At 72.4% G+C, this 24,312-nt stretch carries 21 protein-coding genes; 12 read left to right on the forward strand and 9 right to left on the reverse strand.

The window, feature by feature from the left end; translation table 11 throughout:
• The first annotated feature begins 62 nt into the window (after positions 1 to 62).
• A complete protein-coding gene (locus ACFY0K_RS43090) occupies positions 63 to 842 on the forward strand; it encodes a TIGR04222 domain-containing membrane protein (protein ID WP_382733636.1) in 780 nt (259 codons plus the stop codon).
• 153 nt (positions 843 to 995) lie between these two features.
• The gene (locus ACFY0K_RS43095; protein WP_390644503.1) at positions 996 to 2,642 is read left to right on the forward strand and encodes an alpha/beta hydrolase; all 1,647 of its coding nucleotides are present in this window, start codon (positions 996 to 998) and stop codon (positions 2,640 to 2,642) included.
• A gap of 6 nt (positions 2,643 to 2,648) precedes the next feature.
• Here the strand turns inward: ACFY0K_RS43095 and hemQ are convergent, their stop codons facing one another.
• Both hemQ and hemG read right to left on the reverse strand, forming a co-directional pair.
• On the reverse strand, positions 2,649 to 3,380 hold the full coding sequence (gene hemQ, locus ACFY0K_RS43100) for a hydrogen peroxide-dependent heme synthase (protein ID WP_390644504.1): 732 nt from the start codon (positions 3,378 to 3,380) through the stop codon (positions 2,649 to 2,651).
• A 5-nt stretch (positions 3,381 to 3,385) separates the two neighbouring features.
• Positions 3,386 to 4,831: a protoporphyrinogen oxidase gene (gene hemG / locus ACFY0K_RS43105; protein WP_390644505.1), complete on the reverse strand. Its 1,446-nt coding sequence runs from the start codon at positions 4,829 to 4,831 to the stop codon at positions 3,386 to 3,388.
• Between the two features lie 156 nt (positions 4,832 to 4,987).
• On the opposite strand from hemG, the gene ACFY0K_RS43110 reads away from it, so the two are divergent.
• On the forward strand, positions 4,988 to 5,881 hold the full coding sequence (locus ACFY0K_RS43110; protein WP_390644506.1) for a DUF4349 domain-containing protein: 894 nt from the start codon (positions 4,988 to 4,990) through the stop codon (positions 5,879 to 5,881).
• Between the two features lie 37 nt (positions 5,882 to 5,918).
• The gene (locus ACFY0K_RS43115; protein WP_390644507.1) at positions 5,919 to 7,307 is read left to right on the forward strand and encodes an FAD-dependent oxidoreductase; all 1,389 of its coding nucleotides are present in this window, start codon (positions 5,919 to 5,921) and stop codon (positions 7,305 to 7,307) included.
• A 67-nt stretch (positions 7,308 to 7,374) separates the two neighbouring features.
• On the opposite strand, the gene ACFY0K_RS43120 is transcribed toward ACFY0K_RS43115, so the two are convergent.
• Positions 7,375 to 7,677, reverse strand: coding sequence for a hypothetical protein (locus ACFY0K_RS43120; RefSeq protein WP_351961903.1), 303 nt, complete (start codon positions 7,675 to 7,677; stop codon positions 7,375 to 7,377).
• 121 nt (positions 7,678 to 7,798) lie between these two features.
• On the opposite strand from ACFY0K_RS43120, the gene ACFY0K_RS43125 reads away from it, so the two are divergent.
• Positions 7,799 to 8,623, forward strand: coding sequence for a rhomboid family intramembrane serine protease (locus ACFY0K_RS43125; RefSeq protein ID WP_351961902.1), 825 nt, complete (start codon positions 7,799 to 7,801; stop codon positions 8,621 to 8,623).
• Between the two features lie 9 nt (positions 8,624 to 8,632).
• Here ACFY0K_RS43125 and hemE read toward each other — a convergent pair whose 3' ends face one another.
• On the reverse strand, positions 8,633 to 9,700 hold the full coding sequence (gene hemE, locus ACFY0K_RS43130) for a uroporphyrinogen decarboxylase (protein ID WP_390644508.1): 1,068 nt from the start codon (positions 9,698 to 9,700) through the stop codon (positions 8,633 to 8,635).
• Positions 9,701 to 9,808: 108 nt separating this feature from the next.
• Here hemE and ACFY0K_RS43135 point away from each other — a divergent pair, with 108 nt between their 5' ends.
• From ACFY0K_RS43135 to ACFY0K_RS43145, 3 genes are all read left to right on the forward strand, one after another.
• Positions 9,809 to 10,495, forward strand: a complete 687-nt coding sequence (locus ACFY0K_RS43135; RefSeq protein ID WP_390644509.1) for a DUF3000 domain-containing protein — start codon at positions 9,809 to 9,811, stop codon at positions 10,493 to 10,495.
• 323 nt (positions 10,496 to 10,818) lie between these two features.
• Complete coding sequence (locus tag ACFY0K_RS43140; protein WP_093498522.1) at positions 10,819 to 11,478, forward strand: response regulator transcription factor; 660 nt, start codon at positions 10,819 to 10,821, stop codon at positions 11,476 to 11,478.
• 230 nt (positions 11,479 to 11,708) lie between these two features.
• On the forward strand, positions 11,709 to 12,989 hold the full coding sequence (locus ACFY0K_RS43145) for an HRDC domain-containing protein (RefSeq protein WP_390644510.1): 1,281 nt from the start codon (positions 11,709 to 11,711) through the stop codon (positions 12,987 to 12,989).
• A gap of 42 nt (positions 12,990 to 13,031) precedes the next feature.
• On the opposite strand, the gene ACFY0K_RS43150 is transcribed toward ACFY0K_RS43145, so the two are convergent.
• Positions 13,032 to 13,757: a TetR family transcriptional regulator gene (locus ACFY0K_RS43150; RefSeq protein WP_390644511.1), complete on the reverse strand. Its 726-nt coding sequence runs from the start codon at positions 13,755 to 13,757 to the stop codon at positions 13,032 to 13,034.
• 593 nt (positions 13,758 to 14,350) lie between these two features.
• Between ACFY0K_RS43150 and ACFY0K_RS43155 the strand changes: the two genes are divergently transcribed.
• The 3 genes from ACFY0K_RS43155 (at position 14,351) to ACFY0K_RS43165 (ending at position 18,991) form a co-directional block, all read left to right on the forward strand.
• Positions 14,351 to 15,289 (forward strand): hypothetical protein, encoded by a 939-nt coding sequence (locus ACFY0K_RS43155; RefSeq protein ID WP_390644512.1) that lies wholly within the window; start codon positions 14,351 to 14,353, stop codon positions 15,287 to 15,289.
• A gap of 358 nt (positions 15,290 to 15,647) precedes the next feature.
• The gene (locus ACFY0K_RS43160) at positions 15,648 to 16,865 is read left to right on the forward strand and encodes an acetyl-CoA C-acyltransferase (RefSeq protein ID WP_351962576.1); all 1,218 of its coding nucleotides are present in this window, start codon (positions 15,648 to 15,650) and stop codon (positions 16,863 to 16,865) included.
• Positions 16,862 to 18,991 (forward strand): 3-hydroxyacyl-CoA dehydrogenase NAD-binding domain-containing protein, encoded by a 2,130-nt coding sequence (locus ACFY0K_RS43165; RefSeq protein WP_390644513.1) that lies wholly within the window; start codon positions 16,862 to 16,864, stop codon positions 18,989 to 18,991. Before ACFY0K_RS43160 ends, ACFY0K_RS43165 begins: the two co-directional genes overlap by 4 nt.
• An 84-nt stretch (positions 18,992 to 19,075) precedes the next feature.
• Here ACFY0K_RS43165 and ACFY0K_RS43170 read toward each other — a convergent pair whose 3' ends face one another.
• A complete protein-coding gene (locus tag ACFY0K_RS43170; RefSeq protein ID WP_390644546.1) occupies positions 19,076 to 19,462 on the reverse strand; it encodes a hypothetical protein in 387 nt (128 codons plus the stop codon).
• Positions 19,463 to 19,537: 75 nt separating this feature from the next.
• On the reverse strand, positions 19,538 to 20,554 hold the full coding sequence (locus ACFY0K_RS43175; protein ID WP_390644514.1) for a hypothetical protein: 1,017 nt from the start codon (positions 20,552 to 20,554) through the stop codon (positions 19,538 to 19,540).
• 64 nt (positions 20,555 to 20,618) lie between these two features.
• On the opposite strand from ACFY0K_RS43175, the gene ACFY0K_RS43180 reads away from it, so the two are divergent.
• Positions 20,619 to 20,987, forward strand: a complete 369-nt coding sequence (locus ACFY0K_RS43180) for an NTP pyrophosphohydrolase (protein WP_351962573.1) — start codon at positions 20,619 to 20,621, stop codon at positions 20,985 to 20,987.
• A 243-nt stretch (positions 20,988 to 21,230) separates the two neighbouring features.
• On the opposite strand, the gene ACFY0K_RS43185 is transcribed toward ACFY0K_RS43180, so the two are convergent.
• Both ACFY0K_RS43185 and ACFY0K_RS43190 read right to left on the reverse strand, forming a co-directional pair.
• Positions 21,231 to 22,679: a glycosyltransferase family 39 protein gene (locus tag ACFY0K_RS43185; RefSeq protein ID WP_390644515.1), complete on the reverse strand. Its 1,449-nt coding sequence runs from the start codon at positions 22,677 to 22,679 to the stop codon at positions 21,231 to 21,233.
• Positions 22,680 to 22,751: 72 nt separating this feature from the next.
• A complete protein-coding gene (locus ACFY0K_RS43190; RefSeq protein WP_390644516.1) occupies positions 22,752 to 24,248 on the reverse strand; it encodes an amino acid permease in 1,497 nt (498 codons plus the stop codon).
• Positions 24,249 to 24,312: the final 64 nt, after the last annotated feature.

A 24,312-nucleotide genomic window follows, 5' to 3' on the forward strand; every position in this document is an offset into this window, starting at 1 on the left:
CACTCGGTCCGGAATGTGAACAGGGCATGGCGAAGGCCAGGACCCTGGCATAGAAACGTGTCATGTTCTGGGTCCTTCTGCTGCTCCTGGCCTGGGCCGTCGCCGGCACCGCCTGCACCCGGCTGTGCCTGGCCGCCGTACGGACGGCGGCCGTCGACGCGGACGCGGGCCACGGACACGATCTGACGCTGTACGAGGCGGCGTTCCTGTCCGGCGGGCCCGCGCGGGTCGCCGATGTGACGCTGGTGTCCATGGCCCGGCAACGGCGGCTGCTGCTCGCCCACACCGGCTGGGCGACCGTCGTGGACCCGTGGGGCCGGGACGAGATGGAACGGTCGGTGATAGGGGCCATCGGGCCCGAGGGCCAGTCCCGGATAGCGCCGGTGCGCTCGGCGGCGGCCGACACGGACGCCGTGCGCAGTCTCGGCGAGGAGCTGGTGCGGGCGGGGCTCGCCGTGCCCGACGCGGCCGCGCGGACGACGGTCGCCTCCGGCGTCCGGCAGGTCCGGGCCGCCGCGCTGGCGATCCTCGGGCTCGCCGTCGTCGCGCTCACGCTGCCCGCTCCGACCGAGATGCCGCGCGACCTGGTCGCCGTCTGGTTCGCGCTGCCCCTCACCCTGACGCTGAGCTGCCTGGCCATCGCCCGGGTCGAGGTGCACCCGTACTCGCGCTGGGCCTCGCCGGCCGGCCAGCGGCTGCTCGGCACGCTGCACCGGCGGGCGAACCGCGCGGCCGACGACCACTCGCGGCTCGCCTCCGTCGCCGTCCGGGGCATCCGCGCGATCGGCGAACCGGAGCTGCGTGCGGCCTTCGCACACCGGGATCAGCTGCCGCGGGAGTGAGCGGGGGCGCATAGGGGGCATTGCGCCGACACCGGCCCGATGGTGCTTGCCTTCGCCGGCAACCGGTCGAAATATCCCTTTTATTGCTGCCGTGCAGTCGCTGCGGTGTCCTTGCCGCCACGCCACCGCAGCCGTTGCACCGAAGGGATACGCATGAGAGCCCCCGCCCTGTACTCGGCCGCCGGGTCCCTGATCCTGACCGCCCTGGCCGCCGCCCCGGCCGGGAGCGCCCCCCGCGTCCCGGACACGGCGGCGGCCGAACTGCACGGCACCGCCGTGGCCGCCGCGCGGGCGCATGCCGCGGGCATCGCCTTCGGCAGGTGCGCCGCCGACCTGGAGGCGCCGGACACCTTCCGGTGCGGCACGGTGAGCGTCCCGCTGGACTACGCGCACCCGGACGGCAAGCAGATCAGACTCACCGTCAGCCGGGTGGTGGCCACCCACAAGGACCCGCACAACAGCAAGCGCCGGGTCCCCCGGCAGGGCGTCCTGGTCTACAACCCTGGCGGCCCCGGCGCCTCGGGCATGCTGTTCCCGATGGTCGGCGCGCAGCCCGAGTGGAAGCGCATCGCCGCCGCCTACGACCTGGTCGGCTACGCACCGCGCGGCGTCGACCGCTCCGCCCCGCTGTCCTGCGTCGACCCCAAGCACTTCTACAAGGTGCCCTCGCAGTCGCCGACGCACCCCTCGGAGGCGTACAAGAAGGCCCGGATCAAGGAGGCGAAGGCGTACGCCCAAGGCTGCCTGAAGCGTTCCGGGAGCAGGCTCCGCCACTACACCTCGCTCAACAACGCCCGCGACCTGGACGTGCTGCGCGCGGCGCTCGGCGAGAACCGGCTGACCTTCATGGGCGCCTCGTACGGCACCTACTTCGGCGCGCTGTACGCGACCCTCTTCCCCTCGCACGTGCGGCGGATGGTGCTGGACTCGGCGGTGGACCCGGATCCGTCGCAGGTCTGGTACCGGAACAACCTGGAGCAGTCGGCCGCGTTCGAGAGCCGCTGGGCGGACTTCCGTGAGTGGATCGCCAGGAACGACGCCGTCTACAAGCTCGGGAACACGGCCGCGAAGGTGCAGGCGAGTTACGACAAGGCGAGCAGGCGGCTGGCCAAGAAGGCGGCCGGCGGGAAGGTCGGGCCCGGCCAGCTGCAGGGCGCGTTCCTGTCGGCCGGGTACTACGACGACTTCTGGCCGAGCCGGGCGCAGGCGCTGTCGAAGTTCCTGCACGGGGACGCCAAGCCTTTGGTCCGGCTGGCGGCACCAACGGCGGAGACGGCCGCCGAGGCGGAGAACGGCAACGCGGTCTACACGGCCGTCGAGTGCAACGACGCGTCCTGGCCGGCGAAGTGGGCGACCTGGAACCGGGACAACACCCGGCTGGCGCGCGTGGCACCCTTCGAGACCTGGGACAACGCCTTCATGAACCTGCCGTGCGCCTACTGGCCGGTGCCCCGGCAGCAGCCGCTGGACGTGCGCACGGGCCCCGGTGAGCTGCCGCCGACGCTCATCCTGCAGGCCGAACGGGACGCGGCCACGCCGTACGCGGGCGCGCTGGAGATGAACCGGCGGCTGTCCGACTCGGTGCTGGTGACCGAGCGGGACGCGGGCACGCACGGCATCGGCGGCGGCCCCAACAAGTGCGTGAACGGCTACCTGGAGGCCTACCTGCTGGAGGGCCGGCTCCCGCAGCGGCACGCCTCGTGCGCGGGGCACGCGGAGCCGAAGGCGACCGCGCCGGCCGACCATGCCCGGCGGAAGAACCTGCGGGACTCCCTGAAGGGCAAGACCGGCCGGCACTGACGAGCGTCAGGCGAGGCCCGCGACCAGGTCGGCCACCGACTTGCGGCGCCCGGTGTAGAACGGGACCTCCTCGCGGACGTGCCGGCGGGCCTCGGAACCGCGCAGGTGGCGCATGAGGTCGACGATGCGGTACAGCTCGTCGGCCTCGAAGGCCAGCACCCACTCGTAGTCGCCGAGCGAGAACGAGGCGACCGTGTTGGCCCGCACGTCCGGGTAGCCGCGGGCCATCTTGCCGTGGTCGGCGAGCATCCGGCGGCGGTCCTCGTCGGGCAGCAGGTACCAGTCGTACGACCGCACGAACGGGTACACGCTGACGTAGTTGCGCGGGGTCTCGTCGGCGAGGAACGCCGGGATGTGCGAGCGGTTGAACTCGGCGGGGCGGTGCAGCGCCATGTTCGACCACACCGGCTCGAGCGCGCGGCCCAGCTTCGTGCGGCGGAACAGGTTGTACGCCTCCTGGAGCTGGTCGCTGGTCTCGGCGTGCCACCAGATCATCAGGTCGGCGTCGGCCCGCAGCCCGGAGACGTCGTAGGTGCCGCGGACGGTCACGTCCTTGGCGGCGAGCTGGTCGAACAGCTCCTGGACCTCGTCGGCGTAGCCCGCGCGGTCCTCGGGCAGCACGTCCTTCAGCTTGAAGACCGACCACAGGGTGTAGCGGATGACCTCGTTGAGGTCCTTGGCCAGCTTGCCCTTGTTCGGGATCCTGCCGGAGTCGGTGGTGGAGGCGTCGTCACTCATGGTCCCTATTCTCCCGCTCCCCCGTGCAGGCTCTGCACCGGGTTGGCCGTCAGCTCCTCGACGCCCCTGAGGTCGCCCGCCAGCTGGTCCACCGCCGCGTACGCGCTCGCGATGCAGGCGGGGATGCCGACGCCGTCGTACTGCGCGCCGCACACCGCGAGGCCCGGGAGCTTGGCGACGTGCTCGCGGACGCGGGCCACGCGCGCGTGGTGGCCGACCGGGTACTGGGGCAGGCCGTCGGTCCAGCGGGTGACGCGGGTGGCGACGGGGGTGGCGTCGATGCCGGTGGCCGCGCGCAGGTCGTGCCGGGAGAGGTCCACGAGCTCGCGGTCCTCACGGCCGAGGACCGCGGTCTCGCCGTACCGGCCGACCGAGGTGCGCAGGACGACGGTGTCCGGGTCGTCGTCGGCGATCCAGCCCCACTTCTGGGAGGCGAAGGTGGACGCCTTGATGGTGCGGCCGTCCACGGGCGGGACGAGGAAGCCGCTGCCGGCGGGGAGGTCCAGCTCCGCGCGGCGGTAGGCGAGGGTGATCAGGGCCATCGAGGCGTACTCGACGGCGGACAGCTCGGCCGCGGCGGCGGGTGCCTCGGCGCGCAGCAGGCCGGCGGCGACGGGCGCCGGTACGGCGACGATCACGGCGTCGGCGTGCAGCTCCCGGTCGGCCGTGGTGATCCGCCAGCCCCGGACTTCCCTGCGCAGTCCGGTCACGGGCGTGCCGGTGCGGATCTCGCCGCCGCGGGCCCGCACCGACTCGGCGACCGCGAGCGGCAGGGTGCCGACACCGCCCTCGATGCCCATGAACACCGGCCCGGTCTGCTGGTTCGCCGCCGCCTTGGCCTGGATCTCCCGGACGGCCTCCGTCAGCGAGTCGTGGGTCCGCGCGGCCTGGTAGAGCTGGGGGACCGCGGAGCGCATCGAGATGCGGTACGCGTCGCCCGCGTAGACCCCGCCGAGCAGGGGCTCGACCAGCCGGTCGACGACCTCCCGGCCGAGGCGCGCGGCCACGTACTCCCCCACCGCCACGTCGTCGCCGACCTCGGTGCGGGGCAGGTCGGCGTCGCGCTCGATGCGGGCGAGGCCCTCGTCGGACAGCACCCCGGACAGCGCGGCGGCGGTTCCGGGAACGCCCATGACATGGCCCTTGGGCATGGGGCGCAGGGCGTCCCGGGTCCAGATGGCGGCCGTGGCGGTGGCGGGGGCCTGCAGCCGCTCGCCGAGCCCGGCCTCGCGGGCGAGGGCGACCGCCTCGGGCCTGCGGGCCAGCATCGACTCGGCGCCCAGGTCGACCCGCACGCCCGCGATCTCGCCGGGCAGCAGCTTGCCGCCGACCCTCTCCGAGGCCTCGAGGACGGTCACGCGCGCTCCCCGCTCCAGCAGCCGGTGCGCCGCGGCCAGCCCCGCGATCCCGGCTCCGATGACGACGACCTGGCCCGTACCCGTTGCGCTCATGAGGCCCACTCTCTCAGACCCCACCGACAGCCCCGCCCCGGCCCGGTGACCCGTACGCGTCCGGACCGTGACCGCACCGGGACCGTCGGCCCCCGAACGTCCCGCCCCGCCCCGGCGTCGAAGTCGCGTCAGTCGTCACCACCCTCGGGGGGAACCATGCGCCATCCCGTACGACCCGCCCTCGCCGGCCTCCTGCTCGCCGCCGCCCTCGTCCTCACCGGATGCGGTGCGAACGACACCTCCGGCAGCGGCAGCTCGGCCGGCGATGCCAAGGCCGATGTCGGCAGCGCCGCCCAGGAGGCGGCGGGCTCCGCGGGCGCCAAGGACAGCGGCAGCGGGGCCGGCCGGACCGCACCCGACCTCACGGTGAACCGGATCATCCGCACCGCCTCCCTGACCGTGCAGGTCAAGGACGTCCCCAAGGCCCTCGACGCGGCCCGCACCACGGCCGAGGACGCCGGCGGCTACGTCGGCAACGAGACGACCACCCGGGATTCCGGGGGCCACGAACGCACGCGTGTGGTCCTCCGGGTGCCCACCGGGAAGTACGACGAGGTGCTCGGCGACCTCCAGGGCGCGGGCAAGCTGATCGACCGCACCGCGAAGGCACAGGACGTCACCGACCAGGTGGTCGACGTGGACAGCCGGGTCAGGTCGCAGCGGGCCAGCGTGGCCCGGATCCGCGAGCTGATGGACCGGGCGGCCAAGCTCAGTGACGTGGTCACCCTGGAAGGGGAGTTGAGCAGCCGGGAGGCCGACCTGGAGTCGCTGCTCGCCCAGCAGGCGTCCCTGAAGGACCGCACGAGCATGGCCACGATCACGCTGTCCCTGACCCGGACTCCGGTGCACAAGGCCGCGAAGGACGACTCGCCGGGGTTCGTGGACGCCGTGTCCGGCGGCTGGCACGTCTTCGTCACCATGCTGCGCTGGATCGCCCTGGCCCTGGGCGCGGCCCTGCCGTTCGCGGCACTGGCGGCCGTGGCGGCGCTGTTGTGGTGGAAGCTCCTGCGCAGGCGCCGCACCCCCGCGCAGCCCGGCAGCGAGACCTGAGCGAGCCCGAAATGACCGCGCCCCGTAGCGTGTTCGCATGAGCATGAACGGTGGGCGGGAACGACTGGTCGTGATCGGCGGTGACGCCGCGGGCATGTCCGCGGCGTCCCAGGCGCGGCGGCTGCGGGGACCGGACGAGCTGGAGATCGTGGCCTTCGAGCGCGGCCACTTCACCTCCTACTCGGCGTGCGGGATCCCGTACTGGGTCGGCGGCGACGTCGGGGAGCGGGACGAGCTGATCGCCCGCTCGCCCGAGGAGCACCGGGCCCGCGCGATCGACCTCCGGATGCGCACCGAGGTCACGGAGATCGACGTGGCCGGGAAGCGGGTACGCGCGCGTGACGTCGATTCCGGCGCCGAGTCCTGGACGCCGTACGACAAGCTCGTCATCGGGACCGGCGCCCGCCCGATCCGCCCCGACATGCCGGGCGCGGACGCGCCGGGGGTGCACGGCGTGCAGACCCTGGACGACGGCCAGGCCCTCCTCGACACACTGGCACGCACGCGTGGCCGCCGGGCCGTGGTGGTCGGCGCCGGCTACATCGGCGTCGAGATGGCCGAGGCGCTGATCAACCGGGGCTACAAGGTGACCGTCGTCAACCGCGGCAGCGAGCCGATGTCCACGCTCGACCCCGACATGGGCCGCCTGGTGCACGAGGCCATGGAGGGCCTCGGCATCACCATGGTCAACGACACCGAGGTCACCAAGGTGCTCACCGGCCAGGACGGCCGGGTGCGCGCGGTGGCCACGGAGGACGCCGAGTACCCGGCGGACGTGGTGATCCTGGGTATCGGCGTCCGCCCGGAGACCGGCCTCGCCCAGGCCGCGGGCCTGCCCGTCGGGCAGCACGGCGGCCTGCTCACCGACCTCGCGATGCGGGTGCGCGGGCACGGGGACATCTGGGCGGGCGGCGACTGCGTGGAGGTCCTGAACCTGGTCTCGGGCCAGGAGCAGTACATCCCGCTGGGCACCCACGCCAACAAGCACGGCCAGGTCATCGGCACCAACGTGGGCGGCGGCTACGCCACGTTCCCGGGGGTCGTCGACACGGCGGTGAGCAAGGTCTGCGACCTGGAGATCGCCCGCACCGGTCTGCGCGAGAAGGACGCCCTCCGGGCGGGCCTGCGGTTCGAGGCGGTCACCATCGAGTCCACGAGCCGCGCCGGCTACTACCCCGGCGCCAGCCCCATGACGGTCAAGATGCTCGCCGAACGCCGCACGGGCCGCCTGCTCGGCGTGCAGATCGTCGGCCGGGAGGGCGCGGGCAAACGGGTCGACATCGCGGCGGTCGCCCTCACGGCCAACATGACGGTGGAACAGATGACCGCCCTGGACCTGGGCTACGCGCCCCCGTTCTCACCGGTGTGGGACCCGGTACTCGTGGCGGCCAGAAAGGCGGCAACCAAGGTGCGCAACGGTCACTGAAGCGCCCCGTAAGGGGCGCGGGGAACTGCGCGATCAGCCACAGCGCACCCGCACCCCGCAACGGCGATCAAGCCGTCCCGCTGATCCGCGGCAACGAAGTCACCCCCGCACCACCCGGCGCAGCCGCGGCAGCGGGCTGCTCGGTCCCCGGCCGCGCATGCGCGGCCGCGGGACGCGTCGACCGCAGCCGGTTGCTCACCGCCTCGTCCAGCGTCACCGGCCGCTGCATCTGCGCAGCGAGCCGTCCCGCCTCCTGGCCGAGCCGTGCCACGTCCTCCCAGGGCAGCCGTACGACAAGGGAGATCTCGGCCTCACCGTCGGGCAGGGCCTGCATGGGAGGGAATGCCTGGGGAGTAACCCGCTCGTTCATCGCCTGTTCCTCACGTCGCCTGAACCTCACGTCGGTCGCAAGGACATACGCACGCGCGGGTGACGACGTTCACCGGGGCTCCCCGCGCATCGAGCGCCCCCGCCCTGGGCACTAGTCAGCTGTGGTCATCCCCGTTCATGACGTGAACCCGGTGCGTCGCACGCCGTACGTGACGTACGCGCTGATCGCGGCGAACGTGCTCGTCTTCCTGTTCACGCCCGGCATAGCCGGCTCCGTGGCCGGCGGCAGCGATCTGGCGCAGCTGTGCCATCTGCAGGCCTTCATGGACCACTACGCGGCGGTCCCCCGGGAGCTGATCCACCACCAGATGCCGCAATTGGTCCCGACCGGCCAGGTGGGCGTCGGCCGCAGCGGCCCCGGCTGTGTCGTGGGCCCGCCCGGCTACGACAAGTCGCCCGCCCTCTCGGTCTTCACGGCGATGTTCCTGCACGGCAGCTGGCTGCACCTGCTGGGCAACATGCTGTTCCTGCTGATCTTCGGCAACAACGTCGAGGACCGGATGGGCCACATCCGCTTCTTCCTCTTCTACGTCTTCTGCGGCTACGCGGCCGGCTACGGCTTCGCGCTCCTCAACGCCTCGTCGGGCGACCCGCTGATCGGCGCGTCCGGCGCGATCGCCGGTGTCCTCGGCGCGTACCTCGTCCTCTACCCGAGGGCCAGGGTCTGGGTGCTGGTCCCGTTCCTGGTCTTCCTGCCGCTGCGGCTGCCGGCCTGGCTGGTGCTGGGCTTCTGGTTCGTGCTCCAGGCCGTCTACTCGTCCGGCGAGGGCGTCTCGGACGCCGGGACCGTGGCGTACGCGGCGCACATCGTCGGCTTCCTGGTCGGCATGGTGCTCGCCTGGCCGCTCAAGCCGGGCACACCTCCGCCGCCGGAGCCGCGCGGCCTGCTGTTCGGCAGGCGGGCCCGGCCCCGGCACGGCTGGTAGCGGACCGGGTCAGCGCTCGCTCTCGGTGTGGACGAACTCGACGAGGCGGGTCAGCGCGTCGGGGTCGGTGGACGGCATCACGCCGTGGCCGAGGTTGAAGACGTGGCCCTCGAGACCGGCGGCCGCGTCGAGCACCTCGCGCGCCTTGGTCTCCACCGCGTCCTTGCCGGCGAACAGGACGGTCGGGTCGAGGTTGCCCTGGAGCGCCTTGCCGGGGCCGATGCGGCGGGCGGCCTCGTCGAGCGGTACCCGGTAGTCGACGCCGACGACGTCCGCACCGGCCTCGCCCATGAGCTGGAGCAGCTCGCCGGTGCCGACGCCGAAGTGGATGCGCGGGACGCCGTATCCGGCGACGGCGTCGAAGACCTTCGCGGAGGCGGGCAGCACCGAGCGCCGGTAGTCGGCGGGGGCCAGCGCCCCGGCCCAGGAGTCGAAGAGCTGGACGGCGGAGGCGCCGGCCTCGATCTGCACCTTGAGGAACGCGCCCGTGATGTCGGCGAGGCGGTCGAGCAGGTCGGCCCAGAGCTCCGGGTCGCCGTACATCATCGCCTTGGCGTTCTCGTACGTCCGCGAGGGGCCGCCCTCGACGAGATAGCTCGCGAGGGTGAACGGGGCGCCGGCGAAGCCGATCAGCGGGGTCGGGCCGAGCTCGGCGGTGAGCAGGCCGATCGCCTCGGTGACGTACCAGACGTCCTCGGGGGTGAGGTCGCGGAGCTGGGCGAGGTCGCCGCGGGTGCGGATCGGGTGGGCGACGACCGGGCCGACGCCGGGCTTGATGTCGAGGTCGACGCCGATGGCCTTGAGCGGGACGACGATGTCGCTGAAGTAGATCGCCGCGTCCACGTGGTGCCGGCGGACCGGCTGGAGGGTGATCTCGGCGACCAGCTCGGGCCGCGTGCACGACTCCAGCATCGGGATGCCCTCGCGCACCTTGTGGTACTCCGGCAGCGAACGGCCGGCCTGGCGCATGAACCACACGGGGGTGTGCGGCACGGGTTCACGCCTGCACGCCTTCAGGAAGGGGCTGTCGTACGTCGCTGTCGGCTGCTGGCCCGCGGGGCTTCCGTTCGCACTCACGACGGCAAGTCTCGCACGCCCCGGAACCCGGGCCCGCGCCGCCCTTACATGGTCCTTAGGTGGTGTCTCTCCCTGCGCGAAGGCGTCGTTCCCCTTACTCTTCCCCGCATGGCTGCGGCTCAGGGACGACTGTCGGACGGCGCTGGCGGGATGGGCGAGGGGAAGGACACCGGGGAGGACGAAGGACATGCCGGGAGTGCGGCGCCACCGGTACCGCCGGCCTTCCGGGCCGCGGTCGACGCGCTGCGCGGTGCCCGGCTGCGGCCGCAGGTCGAGGTGGAGCCGACGCCCGCCCCGCAGCGCCTCGCCCCGTTCGCGTACGCCGTGGAGGCCGCGGTGGTCGACGGCGAGCAGGATCTCGCCGACGGGCGGCTCGTACTGCTGCACGACCCGGCAGGCCACGACGCCTGGCACGGCACGTTCCGGCTGGTCACGCTGGTCCGCGCGGAGCTGGAGCCGGAGATGGCGGCCGATCCGCTGCTGCCGGACGTCTGCTGGGCGTGGCTGACCGGCGCGCTCCAGGCGCGCGGCCTGGCGTACGGCGAGCCGAGCGGGACCGTGACGCGCGCCAGTTCGCACTACTTCGGCGGGCTGTCCGCGCGCCCCGCCGCCTCGCAGATCGAGATCCGGGCGTCCTGGACGCCCCGGGAGGGCCGCGCCGGCGTCCCGGACACCGCCGGCCACCTCGCCTCCTGGTGCGATCTGCTGGCACAGGTGGCGGGTCTGCCGCCGGCCGCCCCCGGCGACGCCTCGGTGGTCACGCTGCCGCAGCGCCGTGACCCGCAGGCGCGCTGAGCCGCACCGTCACGGACCGGGGACCCGTCCACTCGGGTCCCGCCGAATCACCCTGTCCACCCGAGTCCCGTCGACTCACCCTTCATTGACCATCCCTTTGTCGATACGGCCACTTTCTGTCCCGTACGGCAACGGCCCGAACCGATTCGATCTTCGGATGATCGATCGCGTGTCCGAATTGCACGTATTGTTACTCACCAGATCGTGATCATTCTCTAAAGGCGGACGGGTTTGGTGCCGAAGACGACTGTGACCTTGAAAGCACGGTTCGTCCCGGCTTCTTCCCCACAAGCCGGCCCCGTCCCCCCACCCCAGGAGGCCTGGTGTCCGTTCTCCTAGAGCAGCCCGCAAGCCTGGTCGCCTACCGCCCGAACAAGCCCACCGCCATGGTGGTCGTGGCCGACCCGCGCGTCCGTTCCACCGTCACCCGCCACCTGTGGGCGCTCGGTGTGCGCGACGTCATCGAGGCCTCGTCCATCGCGGAGGCTCGTCCCCGCATCGGCAACCCCCGCGACATCTGCGTCGCCGACGTCCACCTCCCCGACGGCTCCGGCCTGACCCTCCTGTCCGAGACCCGCGCGGCGGGCTGGCCCAACGGCCTGGCCCTGTCCGCCGCCGACGACATCGGCGCCGTGCGCAACGCCCTGGCCGGCGGTGTCAAGGGCTACGTCGTCACCGGCACCCGCACCAACATCGGGCTCCCCACCCGACCCGGTGCCGCCCCGATGGGCTCCGCCGCCCGTATGCACCGCCGCCCCCCGGGTGCCCCGAGCCACCCGGGCGGCTACCGCGAGCTCTCCGGCCGTGAGGTCGAGGTGCTCCGGCTGGTCGCCGAAGGCCAGTCGAACAAGGCGATCGGTGTCTCGATGGGGCTGTCCGCCCTGACCGTCAAGAGCCACCTCGCCCGCATCGCCCGCAAGCTCGGCACGGGCGACCGCGCCGGGATGGTCGCCGTTGCCCTGCGCACCGGCATCATCCACTGACCGATCCTCTCCGACGGCCTGCCACTGTCTGCGTCCACCACCGATTGCCCACCAGCGGCGGCCGACCGTCGACGGCCGGTCCGGCCGCCGGCCCGGCGTCACCCCGTAAGCTGTTGTCCCCCGTTCGTGGACCTGATCTTTCACCGGCCTGACTGGTTTACGACCCTCCGGCGCCCGTCGACGGAACGTTCCGTCGACGGGCGCCGTCCACACACAGATACCCTTGACATGTGACGGACGCCCAAGACACCGCAGCAGACAGTTCACTGCGCACCACCGGGGGCACTCCTCCGGACGACGCCGGATCTTCTGTGACGGGGGCGCCGGTCCCTTTGCTGGAGCCCCGTGAGGGCATTCCGCCGGTGGTCGTGGACGAGGCCGCGCTGGCCGGCGTGATCGCCGCCTTCGCCGCCGGCTCCGGACCCGTCGCCGTCGACGCCGAGCGCGCCTCCGGCTACCGCTACGGCCAGCGCGCCTACCTCGTCCAGCTGCGCCGCGAAGGCGCCGGAACCGCGCTGATCGATCCCGTCGCCTGCCCCGACCTGTCCGGCCTCGGCGAGGCGCTGGCCGGCGTCGAGTGGGTGCTGCACGCGGCCACCCAGGACCTGCCCTGCCTGCGCGAGATAGGCATGACGCCCAGCAGCCTCTTCGACACCGAGCTGGCCGGCCGGCTCGCCGGGTTCCCCCGGGTCGGGCTGGGCGCGATGGTCGAGGGCGTCCTCGGCTTCGTGCTCGAGAAGGGCCACTCCGCCGTGGACTGGTCGACCCGGCCGCTGCCCGAGCCCTGGCTGCGGTACGCGGCGCTGGACGTCGAACTCCTCGTCGACCTGCGGGACGCCCTGGAGAAGGAGCTGGACCGGCAGGGGAAGCTGGAGTGGGCGCGGCAGGAGTTCGACGCGATCGCGGCCGCGCCGCCGGCCGAGCCGCGCAAGGACCCCTGGCGCCGCACGTCGGGAATGCACAAGGTGCGCCGGCGCCGGCAGCTGGCGGTGGTACGTGAGCTGTGGCAGACCCGGGACCGGATCGCGCAGAAGCGGGACGTGTCACCTGGCAAGGTGCTCAGTGACACGGCGATCGTGGAGGCCGCGCTGGCGCTGCCGGCCAACGTGCACGCCCTCGCGGGGCTGAACGGCTACGGCCACCGGATGGGGCGGCGGCAGCTGGAGCAGTGGCAGGCGGCGGTGGACCGCGCCAAGGCGCTGCCGGACGCCGCGCTGCCGCAGCCGGGACAGCCCGTCACGGGGCCGCCGCCGCCCCGGGCGTGGGCGGACAAGGACCCCGCCGCGGCGGCACGCCTGTCGGCGGCCCGGGCCGCGGTCTCGGCGCTGGCCGAGCAGCTCACCATGCCGCAGGAGAACCTCATCGCGCCGGACACCGTGCGCAGGCTCTGCTGGGAGCCGCCGCAGGTGATCGACGCGGAGACCGTGGGGGCCGCGCTGGTGGGATACGGCGCCCGGCCCTGGCAGGTGGAGCAGGTGACACCGGTGCTGGTGGCGGCGCTGTCCGCCTAGGCGGACGGTCGGCGTCCGGTGCCGGCGGCCGTTCCGCCGCGCTCACTCGCCCCCGGGCTGCTCGGACGGTTCGCCCTGCGGTGGTTCCGGCTCCGCCTCGTCGGCCGGGCCTTCGAGGAACTCGGTGTAGAGGTGCCTGCCCCGGTGCACGGAGAAGTCGATCTCGGGCAGGAGGTCCGGAACCGCGATCGCGGTCAGCAGGTTGCGGTACATGCGGGAGATCCGCGCCTCGACATTCCGCATGTGCCGGTCGAGGGTGTTCGTGACGAGCACCACTCCGGCCCAGTTCCCCGCGATTTGGCAGGCCTGCTCCTCGACATCGACGAAAGCTTTCAGCTCACCGCGTCGGCGCGCTTCCGTGAGCTGCCCGGTATTGAATGCGATCCAGTCCGGCCACGGAGTTCCGTAGGTCTCCGGCGCACTGCTGTGGAACGACAGCTGCAAAGCGGCCCGAAGGGCGTTCTCTCGGGAGATCCGGTAGGCCAGGATCATTCCGATGTCGACCACTTCCTGGAGCATGATCCGCTGTTCCCGCAGGCCGTCCATGGTCAGCGTGTCGTGCATGATGGCCGTCGCCACTTCGATCTTTCCGCCCGGGAAATGCCGGTAGAAGGCCCCTTTGCTGGTCCGTGCGGCGGTGATGAGGTCGCCGACCGACATGCCTTCGTAGCTGTCCTTCACGAAAAGCGCGCCGGCGGTGTCGAGGATTCGCTGCCTGGTGTCGATGGCGCGTTGTTGCTGACGTCGCGGCCTGCGCGGGTTGCTCATTCGATCTCGCCTTCGAGGCCCATCGACGGGTTCATGACCGAACGGGCATTGTCCGGGAAAGCTGCGCACGCATTTCGGAACTCGCCTTCGCGTACGCGCTGATCAGCGTCCCGATACTACCGCGGGGGCCGGATCGGGCGAGAGGTTCACGGGATTGCGGAAAAGCGCTCCGGCCCCCGTCTCCCGTCGCGGTGGGCACCGCCCGCGACCCGCGCTCGCTTGACGTGACCGTGCCAGGGTTCCAGACTGGCCGCATCAGAACAGACCGAACGGTCCCTTCTAGCCTGGAGACCGTCACGACAGAACAGACATCACGCCTCTTCGACCGGCCGACCGGTCCGGACTACCGTCTCCCGCTTCCGTCAGGTTGCCCGGTATTCCCAGGACACGACGGCCTGTTCAGCAGGAGCAGGCCGCCACAAGGGGGAAGCAGAGCAGAAGAGACCACTCGGTCCAAACGGGCTCGGCACCACGGGGCCCGGGCAGTCGGCCCGGCCCGGTACGGCAGTGCCCTTTCAGACACTTTCACCGGCCGGGCGGCGGGCCGCACCCCGGCCCCGCCGTCGCCGACATCCGCTCGGGAGACCGCCGTCATGACCACCGCCCTTTCCGCCGCCGCGACCGTGTCAGGGGCCGATCCAGCCGCCGGTACCGCGGCGGTGGTCGCACCGTACGAGGGCGGCGGACCGTGTCCGCGGGCCTTCGCCCGGCACGGCTGGCGGACCGTGGCCGTCCTTCCGGAGCACCGGCTGCGCCCGCCGGCGTACCGGAACGCGGCGCCGCCCGCCGGGTACGGCGGCACGGTCGTGCACCGGGGGCTGCGGCAGACGGTCAAGGCGCTGCGGGCGCTGGAGGTGTCCGCCGTCGTCGCGGGCGGGACCGGGGGCATCGAACTGGCCGAGCGGATCGCCTGGCAGCTCGGCCTCCCCGGACCCGATCCGGCGTCCTCCTCGCTGAGATACGACCGCGGCGCCCAGGCGGCACGGCTGGCCCGGCTGGGGATCCCGGCGCCGCGGGGCATCCGTACCGCGTGTCCGGCCGAGGCCGCGGCCTGGGCACGGTCGTACCCCGCGGCCGGCTATCTGCTCGCCCCGGCAGCCGCCGGAACGCCGGTCGACGAGGTGGAATGCGCGGACGTGGGCCGCCTCGACACGGCCTGGCCCGCGCTGTGGCACGCGGCCGCCCGGCACTCGGGCAGCCCGCACCTGGTCCTGACCGAGTTGCCCGGTCGCCGCCGGTACACGGTCGGCACCGTCACCCGCCCCGGCCCGGACGGACGGCCCGAGCACGTCGTCACCGGGCTGCGGGCGGACCCACCCGCCGGACCGCGCCCGCCGAGCGGCCCGGCGGCGCAGGCCCTCGCGCGCTACACGGTCCGGGTGCTCGACGCGCTCGGCGTGGTCCGCGGTCCGGCCACCGTCCGGCTCGCGTACGACGACACGGCCGGCCACGGGCCGCTGCTGGTCTGCGCGCTCGCGGCGCCCCTCATGACACGGACCGACGACCGTCCGGATACCTGCACCACGATCTGAGAGGAGCCCCTGTGCCCACGTCACCCGCGCATCGGTCCCGGCCCGCCCGTACCCGGCGGCTGCTGACGGGCAATGCCCGCATCTTCGAGTTGGGCACGCCGCACACCGAGCCGTCCGCGCGGCAGCCATCCACCGGCCCCGTGATGCGCGCCGTACCGGTCTGCGGGTCCGATGCGGCTGGTCGCGCGGTTCCTCGCGCCCCTGCCGGGGCGCTGCGGCGCGGCCCGCTTGCCATGTGACCTTCGCCGCTCCCCCCTCCAGGACTGGGCAGTCACGTTACTCATAAGTAGCATGGGCCCTGAGCGCGCGCTCAGCGCATCGCAGCAGTGCCATCCCGCACCCTGGAGGAGAGCCAATCGTGCCTCGTACCGTCAGGGATGTCGTCTTCGTCGACGGCGTCCGTACCCCGTTCGGCAAGGCGGGCCCGAAGGGCATCTACCACGAGACCCGGGCCGACGACCTCGTCGTGAAGGCGATCCGGGAGCTGCTGCGCCGCAACCCCGGTCTGGACACCAAGAAGATCGACGAGGTCGCCGTCGCCGCGACCACGCAGATCGGTGACCAGGGTCTGACCATCGGCCGTACCGCGGGCATCCTCGCGGGCCTGCCGACCTCCGTGCCCGGCTACTCCATCGACCGCATGTGCGCCGGCGCCCTGACCGCCGTCACCACGGTCGCCGGTTCCGTCGCCTTCGGCGCGTACGACGTCGCCATCGCCGGCGGTGTCGAGCACATGGGCCGCCACCCGATGGGCGAGGGCGTCGACCCGAACCCGCGGTTCGTCAGCGAGAAGCTGGTCGACGAGTCCGCGCTGTTCATGGGCATGACCGCGGAGAACCTGCACGACCGCTACCCGCAGATCACCAAGCTGCGCGCGGACGAGTACGCGGTGCGCTCGCAGGAGAAGGCCGCCAAGGCGTACGCCAACGGCAAGATCCAGGCCGACCTGGTGCCGATCTCGGTGCGCCGGACCAACCCGGAGGGCGGCGAGACCGGCTGGGGTCTCGTGACGGCCGACGAGCCGATGCGCCCGGGCACGACGCTGGAGAGCCTCTCCGGTCTCAAGACCCCGTTCCGTGTGCACGGCCGGGTCACCGCCGGTAACGCGGCCGGTCTCAACGACGGTGCGACCGCCTCGATCATCGCCTCCGAGGACTTCGCCCGCGAGAACAACCTGCCGGTGAAGATGCGCCTCGTGTCGTACGCCTTCGCGGGCGTCGAGCCGGAGGTCATGGGTTACGGCCCGATCCCGGCCACCGAGAAGGCCCTCGCCCAGGCGGGTCTGTCGATCTCCGACATCGGTCTGTTCGAGATCAACGAGGCCTTCGCCGTGCAGGTGCTGGCCTTCCTCGACCACTACGGCATCGCGGACGACGACGAGCGCGTCAACCAGTACGGCGGCGCCATCGCCTTCGGTCACCCGCTGGCCTCCTCCGGCGTCCGTCTGATGACGCAGCTGGCCCGCCAGTTCGAGGAGCAGCCGAACGTCCGCTACGGCCTGACCACGATGTGCGTCGGCTTCGGCATGGGCGCGACGGTCATCTGGGAGAACCCGCACTTCGAGGGGGACAAGTGAGCACCACCGCCGAGCTTCTGAAGCAGGCCTCGGACCTGTTCCCCGACGAGGTCGTCACGTCGGCGCACGTACGCCACTTCGACCTGCCGGCCGGGGCCGGCCGCTTCGCGCTGATCACCCTGGACAACGGCCTGGACCACACCAAGCCGACCACCTTCGGCCCGGCCTCGCTGGCGAACCTCAACACCGCGATCGACCAGGTGGAGAAGGAGGCGGCCGAGGGCGCGATCGTCGGTGTCGGCATCACCGGCAAGCCGTTCATCTTCGCGGTCGGCGCGGACCTCAAGGGCGTCGAGCTCCTCAAGGAGCACGAGCACGCGCTGGCCATCGGCAAGGGCGGTCACGAGGTCTTCAAGCGCCTCGCGGGCCTGGCCGTGCCGACCTTCGCGTACTACAACGGTGCCGCCATGGGCGGTGGCGTCGAGGTCGGTCTGCACTGCCAGTACCGGACCGTCTCCAAGGCCATCCCGGCGTTCTCCCTCCCCGAGGTCTTCCTCGGTCTGGTCCCGGGCTGGGGCGGCTGCGCGCTGCTGCCGAACCTGATCGGCGCCGACAAGGCCGTCTCGGTCATCATCGAGAACAGCCTCAACCAGAACAAGCAGCTCAAGGGGCAGCAGGTCTTCGACCTGGGCATCGCGGACGCCCTCTTCGAGGGTGCCGACTTCCTGGAGCAGTCGCTGATCTGGACCGCCCAGGTACTGAAGGGCGAGATCGAGGTCGAGCGCCCGGTGATCGACCGCGGCGAGGCCTGGGACCAGGCCGTCGCCCGTGGCCGGTTCATCGCCGACTCCAAGGTGCACGGCGCCGCCCCGGCCGCCTACCGCGCGCTGGACATCATCGCCGCCGCCAAGAACGGCGACCTGCAGCAGGGCTACGACGCCGAGGACAAGGCGCTCGCCGACCTGATCATGGGCGGTGAACTGCGCGCCGGCATCTACGCGTTCAACCTGGTGCAGAAGCGCGGCAAGCGGCCCGCGGGCGCTCCGGACAAGAACCTGGCGCGCCCGGTCACCAAGGTCGGCGTGGTGGGCGCGGGCCTCATGGCCTCGCAGCTCGCGCTGCTCTTCCTGCGCCGCCTTGAGGTGCCGGTCGTGCTGACCGACATCGACCAGGAGCGCGTCGACAAGGGTGTGGGCTACGTCCACGCCGAGATCGACAAGCTGCTCGGCAAGGGCCGTATCAACCAGGACAAGGCCAACCGCCTCAAGGCCCTGGTCACCGGCGTGCTGGACAAGGCCGAGGGCTTCGCGGACGCCGACTTCATCATCGAAGCGGTGTTCGAGGAGATCGGCGTCAAGCAGCAGGTGTTCGCGGAGGTCGAGGCGGTCGCCCCGGCGCACGCGATCCTCGCCACCAACACCTCCTCGCTGTCGGTGACGGAGATGGCGTCGAAGCTCAAGAACCCCGAGCGGGTCGTGGGCTTCCACTTCTTCAACCCGGTCGCGATCCTGCCGCTCCTGGAGATCGTCCGCGGCGAGCAGACCGACGACGCCTCGCTGGCCACGGCCTTCGCCGTCGCCAAGAAGCTCAAGAAGACCGCGGTTCTGGTGAAGGACGCCCCGGCGTTCGTCGTCAACCGCATCCTGACCCGCTTCATGGGCGAGATCCAGAACGTCATCGACGAGGGCACCCCGGTCGAGGTCGCGGAGAAGGCGGTCGAGCCGCTGGGCCTGCCGATGTCCCCGCTGGTCCTCCTGGAGCTGGTCGGTCCCGCCATCGGCCTGCACGTCTCGGAGACCCTCAACCGGGCCTTCCCGGACCGCTTCACGGTCTCCCCGAACCTCGCGGCCGTCGTCAAGGCGGGCAAGCGCGGCTTCTACGTCTACGACAGCGGGAAGCCGGAGCTGGACCCCGAGGTCGCCGCGCTGCTCAAGCAGGGTGACTCCGTCCTCACCGAGGAGCAGGTCCGGGACCGCGTCCTGGACGCCGTCGCCCAGGAGATCGGGCTCATGCTCGACGAGGGTGTCGTCGCCGAGGCGCAGGACATCGACCTCTGCCTGATCACGGGCGCCGGCTGGCCCTTCCACCTGGGCGGCATCACGCCGTACCTGGACCGCGAGGGCGTCTCCGAGCGCGTGAACGGCAGGAAGTTCCTGGCCCCGGGCGTGGCGAGCGTCCCGGCGTAGCCGCGTCCGTACGGACGCGATGCCCGGCACACCGACTGGTGTGCCGGGCATCGGCGTGCCGGGGACGCACCGGTCGCACCCGCTTCAGGAGGGCGGAGTCACCTCGACGTGGACGACGCTCAGTTCCGTGCCGTCGAGGTCGCGGCGGGAGCGGCCCAGGAGGCCGACGGCCAGGTGGGACGGGTCCTCTGGGTCGTCGCGCGGCACGAAGGTGATGACGTCCGGATGGTGGCTCGTCACCAGCCAGCCGTCGCCCTGGTTGAGTTCGAGCACACGGAAGTCACCCGCCGCCGTGGCGACATGCATGGGACCGAACTCGCCAAGAATGCCGACGGCCTGCTCGGCGACATCGCCGGTGGGGTGTTCGAGCACCACGCAGGTGCCGTGCGCGAACAGCACCCATGACTTGCCTGAGCCGGTGAGCAGACGCCGCCAGGCGTCGATGAGTGTCTGGTTGTCCACGGTGCTCATCATGGCGCACGCGCGCCCCCCGCCGTGCCTCGGGCTCCGGGCCCGCAGACCCGGCTGCGAAGGGCCCGGAGCGCGTCAGAGCTGCCGCCAGGCCTCGAGCGCCAGCCCCGGTTCGTCCTTACGGCCGGTGAGGAGGAGCTGACCGGTGGACGGGGACAGGCTCGCCGCGGTCACCCGGCCCGCCTCGTCGGTGGTCAGGGCGACCCTGGCGTCGGCCGGGAGCTGCGGTCCCGACTCGGTCCACCAGGCGCCGGCCCGCTCGTCCTGGGTCGGGTAGGCGGCGAAGGCCACCCGGCCGCTCGCCGAGCGCTGGGCGAGCAGGGTGCAGTCGTACCCGTCGAGTTCGCAGCGGACCGCGGCGACCGGGCCGGGCCCGGCGGAGGGCAGCAGGGCGTACGGCTTGCCGCCCGGGCGCCAGGCGCACAGGTCGCCGGACTCGTCGGTGTAGTAGAGCGTGGTGCTCTCGGCCGACGTGGCGAGGGCGGTGAGGGTGCCGGGCCGGACCGGGGCCTCCAGCGCCTCCAGCTGCACGGGCGGCTTACCGGCCTCCTCCTGACGCCAGTACACGATCCCGCCGGGCACGGCAGCGTACACCTCGACGCGCCCGGACTCGCCGGTCACCGCGGCGAGCCCGTCCTCGACCAGCCGCCCCTTCAGGTCCCGCCAGGGCTCCCAGCCGCCCTTCTCCTTCTGGGCGACCATGCTCAGCCCGCGCCCCTGGTTGCGGACGAAGACATGAGCGCGGCCCGCCGCGTCCACGGCGACGGCCGGGGCTCCGGTCACCTCCCCCTTCCTGTTCGGGTGGCCGACCGACTGCCAGTCCAGGGCGGCCAGGTGCGGGCGGAAGTGGGTGGAGTGGACGAGCCCCGACTCGCCCTTCACGGTGGGGCGCCAGGCGACCAGATGGGCGTACCCGTCGACGCCCCGACCCACCGCGAAGCCGGGATGCAGCCGCTGCTCGCCGCCCACTTTCCGGGGCGTGCCCCAGGGCGCGCCGGGTCCGCGTTCCGCCCGGCACAGCACGGCGTCGCCGGACGGCAGATAGACACTGAGCCGGCCGTCACGGCCGCGGAGGAGCCAGTCGCCGTTCACGGCTTCACTCTAAGCGGGGCCGTTCGCAGCAGTGGGGCGGCCCCGGGCGTGCGAGGCTTGGGGCATGGAAGACAGAGCTCCCCTGCTGGTGATCGTCGACGGCGCCAACGTCGTCGGGTCGCGGCCGGACGGCTGGTGGCGGGACCGCAAGGGTGCCGCCGAACGGCTCCGCGACCGGCTCGCCGAGCGAGGGCTGCCCGGCCGGCCGACGCCGGTGGAGCTGGTGCTCGTCGTCGAGGGCGCGGCCCGCGGGGTGGCGTCGGTGCCCGGCGTACGGGTGGAGTCGGCACCCGGCAGCGGCGACGACCGGATCGTGGAGCTGGCCGCCGAGGACCCCGGCCGGCCCCGGCTCGTCGTCACCGCCGACCGTGAACTGCGGAGTCGGGTGACCGAGTTGGGCGCCGAGGTGATCGGGCCGAGCGCGCTGCTGTAGCGCTCCGCTGGTGGGCGGTTCGTTCGCCTGCGGGCCGGTGGAGGCTGGTCGCGCAGTTCCTCCCCCAGCCTTCGGCCGGGGCCCCCAGCGCCCCTTACGGGGCGCTGCCGCGACCGCCTGTTCCCCCGGCGCCCTGACTTGCAACACCGCGACAGGCCGGCTGTCGACTGCGGCGCCGTCGTGGCCGGTCGCGCCCGCGCGGCGGAGCCGCATACGAATACAGCCTCGCGCCCCTTACGGGACTCAGTTCCCCGGCGCTCTGACGTAGAGCACCGCCCCGTCCACCTCGCCCGCGTGCTCGTAGCCGGCCGCGAGCAGCCTGCGCAGGCTCGGGACGCGGTCGGGGCCGTAGGGCTTGCCGCGGGAGTCGTCGATCACCAGGGCCGGTGCCCGGTCGGCCAGTTCCGCGCGGAAGACGGGCCAGGTGCCGGCGACGGCGTACTTCTCGCCGACCTGCGGGCCGTCCCGGCCGCCGCTGAAGTTGGTGAGGAGGCCGGCGGTGAGGTAGCGGGTGGCGGGGGTGCGGTCGGCGAGCCAGTACGTCTCCGGGTGCATGCCCCAGACCAGGACTCGGTCGCCGGGAGCGGTACGGCGGTCGAGGGTGAGCGCCAGCCGCTGCGCGTGCGCGAGTTCGGGGCGGGGGGCGAGGGCGCCCCAGGTCAGGAAGAGGGTGCAGGCGCAGGCCGAGGCGAGGACGGCGGCCGAGGTCCGTTCCCGCGGCAGCACCTGCAGCGCGGCCGTGGCCAACAGGGCGAGGGGCGGGGTGAGTTGCAGGAAGTAGTGGCCGAAGAAGTGGAAGCCGAGGGTGACTGCGGCCACCGACGCGGCCAGCCACAGCCACAGGTCGGCGGCGCCGGTGCGGGCGATGCGCAGGGTCCGCGCGATGGGCGGGAGCAGGCCGGCCGAGGCCGCGCCGAGGATCGCGGTGTTGGTCAGCGCTCGTGCCAGCACGTGGAGTTCGGAGCCGGTGAAGGAGGCGTAGGCGCCGGATCCGGTGACCGTCCAGAAGGTGAAGCCGGCCGGGTCGGTGGCCAGGGCCGCGCCCAGGACGGGCAGGGCGGCGCCGGCCGCCAGCCGGAGCAGGCCGGCGCGCGGCCCGCCGTACCGGTTGAGGAGATAGAGCACCGGCAGCAGGACGGCCCCGCCGGTCTGCTTGGTGAGGAAGGCGCAGGCGACGGCGGCCCCGGCCGCCGCGAAGCGGCGCCGGTCGGCGCACCACATCGCGGCGGCCGTGCAGGGCAGCATGAACACCTCGAAGGTGGCCGCCTGCGCGTCCTCGGGGTTGAGCCCGACCGAGACCAGCAGGTACAGCGCCCCGGCGGTGCGGCCCGCGCGGTCGCCCCAGCGCCGCCGGGCGACGGACGCGAGCAGCGCCGCGGTGGCCAGCTGTGCCAGTACGGCGAGGACCCGGACCGGGGTGAGCGATCCGGACCCGAAGACCGCGAACGTCCCCTCGTACAGCCATGGCAGCAGCGGCGGCTTGCGGTCCACCACCGTCTCGTAGAGCTGCCCGCCGCCCGCCAGCATGCGTGCCTGGACGGCCAGATAGCCCTCGTCCGGGTTCCAGAGCGGCCGGAGGAAGGACGGCACCCGGGTCACGCAGGCCAGCACGGCGAGCAGGGGCAGCAGCCGCGTCCAGTACCCCTTCCCTGCGACTACGGACCGTGGCGGGGCGTGGGGCGCGAGAAGCATGGGGAGCACGCTATCCGGCCCCGCAGTCCCATCAGGACGGGACATACGGGGCCGGGGTGGCGAGACTGCCGGTCACGGAGCGTCGGCGGGGGCCCGTTCGGCCTGGGCGAGGCGGCTGTGCGTACGGCCGTAGAGGAAGTAGACGACGAAGCCGATGACCATCCAGACGGCGAACCGCAGCCAGGTCTCGGCGGGCAGGTTGAGCATCAGCCACAGCGAGGCCAGCACGGACAGGACCGGCAGCACCGGCACCCAGGGGGTGCGGAAGGACCGCTCCAGGTCCGGCCGGGTGTTGCGCAGGATGATCACGCTGATCGCGACGACGATGAAGGCGAAGAGCGTGCCGATGTTCACGAGTTCGGCGAGTTCGCTGAGACTGGTGAACCCCGCGACGACCGAGATGACGACACCGAGCAGGATGGTCGGCCGGTACGGGGTGCGGAACCTCGGGTGGGTGTGCGAGAAGAAGCGGGGCAGCAGGCCGTCCCGGCTCATCGCGAAGAACACCCGGGACTGGCCGAGCAGCAGGATCATGCAGACGGTGGTCAGGCCGACGGCGGCGCCGAAGCTGATCAGGCCGGCGAACCAGGGGTGCCCGGTGGCCTTGAAGGCGTCGGCGAGCGGGGCGTCCACGGACAGCTCGCTGTACTTCTGCATGCCGGTCACCACGACGGCCACGGCGACGTAGAGGGCGGTGCAGATGATGAGGGAGCCGATGATGCCGCGCGGTACGTCACGCTGGGGGTTGCGGGTCTCCTCGGCGGCGGTGGCGACGACGTCGAAGCCGATGAAGGCGAAGAAGACGACGGAGGCGGCGGTGAAGATGCCCATCACGCCGAAGTTGGAGGGCGCCCAGCCGATCATGAGCTGGATCAGCGGGGCCTTGAGGTTGCCGCCGGCCGGCACGGCCTCCTTCGGCGGGACGAAGGGGCTGTAGTTGCCGCTGTGGATGAAGAAGGCGCCCGCGATGATGACGACCAGGACGACGGCCACCTTGATGGCGACGACGACCGAGGTGACCCGGGCGGAGAGCTTCATGCCGACGACGAGGATCGCGGTGAGGGCGAGGACCAGGGCGGCGGCCAGGATGTCGAAGCCGAAGCCGTGGGCGCCGTCGCGGCCGCTGAGGTACTCGGGCAGGTGCCAGCCGGCGTTGTCGAGCAGCGAGTGGATGTACCCCGACCAGCCGACGGCGACCACCGCCGTGCCCAGCGCGAGTTCGAGGACCAGGTCCCAGCCGATGATCCACGCGGGGAACTCGCCGAGGGAGGCGTACGAGAAGGTGTACGCGGAGCCGGCCACCGGGACGGTCGAGGCGAACTCGGCGTAGCAGAGTGCGGCGAGGCCGCAGACGACGCCGGCCACGACGAAGGACAGGGCCACCGCGGGCCCTGCGGTGTTCCTGGCGGCTGTGCCGGTCAGGACGAAGATGCCGGTGCCGATGATGACACCCACGCCGAAGACCGTGAGGTCCAGGGCCGAGAGCGACTTCCTTAGCGCGTGCTCCGGTTCCTCGGTGTCCCTGAGGGACTGTTCGACGTTCTTTGTCCTGAAGAGGGTACTGCCCACGTGCCTACCTCCCACGTTTGTCGTCCTCGACATGATCGAGAGGGCCGGGGGTGCGTATGCCCCG

It is taken from the genome of Streptomyces sp. NPDC001507, assembly GCF_042894765.1.
Taxonomy (GTDB): Bacteria; Actinomycetota; Actinomycetes; order Streptomycetales; family Streptomycetaceae; genus Streptomyces.